Annotated in this window: 1 protein-coding gene; it reads right to left on the bottom strand. The window is 60.5% G+C overall.

Annotation, left to right across the window (positions count from 1 at the left end):
* Nucleotides 1–21: 21 nt before the first annotated feature.
* Nucleotides 22–1,191: an IS30 family transposase gene (locus PV772_RS22940; protein ID WP_347887694.1), complete on the bottom strand. Its 1,170-nt coding sequence runs from the start codon at nt 1,189–1,191 to the stop codon at nt 22–24.
* Between the last annotated feature and the right edge of the window lie 38 nt (nt 1,192–1,229).

The following is a 1,229-nucleotide window of genomic DNA, read 5'->3' as shown; positions in this document are numbered from 1 at the left end:
AGGATCGGCGGATTCAAGCGGTCATTGCAACAGGAGGTTTTCGATCAGTTCGATCGGTTTCTTGAACTCTAGTCTTTTGCGCGGTCGGTCGTTGAGTTCCTGGGCAACCCAGTCGAGGTCTGCGGGGCTGTGGATGCTCAGGTCGGTGCCCTTGGGGAAATATTGGCGCAGTAGGCCATTGGTGTTTTCGTTGATGCCGCGCTGCCAAGGCGAGTGCGGGTCGCAGAAGTAGATGTCGATGCCGGTGTCGATCTTCACGGTTTTCCAGTCCTGCATCTCGATGCCCTGGTCCCAGGTCAGGGAATGCCGCAGCGACTCGGGGAGTGTCTTGATCTTCGCGGTCAGTGCATCACGCATCTGCTCGGCCTTGTACCCGTCCGGCAGGTGTACGAGCATCGTGTAATTAGTGGTCCGCTCGACCAGCGTCCCAATCGCGGACTGATTCCCTTTACCGATGATTAGATCGCCTTCCCAATGCCCTGGCACGGCCCGGTCCTGAACTTCGGGGGGACGTTCGGAAATGTTGATCATTCCCGGGATCCGGTTCTTGCGCTGGCCGGCCTTGCGGCACGGCTGCCTGATAGCCCGCCCGGTACGCAGACACACGGTCAGATCACGCTTCAGCGCCCCGCGGGACTGCACGTAAAGGGACTGGTAGATCGTCTCGGGTGACACCCTCATCTCCAGCTCATCGGGGAACTCAACCCGGAGTCGTCCTGCGATCTGCTCGGGTGAGAACTTCTTTTTCAGGTCCTCTTCCACCTTCGCACGCAACACCGTGTTCGTGTGCAGTTTCGCCGGTTTCGGCCGCGAAGCCCGCTCATACGCCAGTGCGTGCGCTGAGGTCGCCCGGTAGGGCATCCCTGCCACCGAGTTACGCCGCAACTCCCTGGAAACCGTGGAGGCCGCTCTGCCGACCACGGCTCCGATCTGCCGCAGAGATTGACCCTGGGCACGCAGTATTGCGATCTCCTCCCGCTGGGCGAAGGTCAGACACCGGCCCTTCAGATCACGGCCCCGCCGGGGCCTGACACCACCGGCCTCAAGCAAGACCCTGCGCCCGGTACGCCGGCTCGTATTGATCGGAGCCACGGCATCGGTGATGAAATCACCCGCCTGCATCCCGGCCCAAAAAACCTGCAAGAGATCAGGCCTCAAATGAATTGAATACCCCGCCATAACAACACCCATCCGCTAAGTGTTGCAATCACCGCGAGAACCCAAGGATC

This window comes from Pseudarthrobacter sp. CC12 (assembly GCF_039907755.1).
GTDB lineage: Bacteria > Actinomycetota > Actinomycetes > Actinomycetales > Micrococcaceae > Arthrobacter > Arthrobacter niigatensis.
This window is presented reverse-complemented; position numbering and strand designations above follow the sequence as displayed.

Excerpts from the sequence above, each read along its gene's own strand:
- PV772_RS22940 (WP_347887694.1), bottom strand. The coding sequence starts at position 1,191 with ATGGGTGTTGTTATGGCGGGGTATTCAATTCATTTGAGGCCTGATCTC.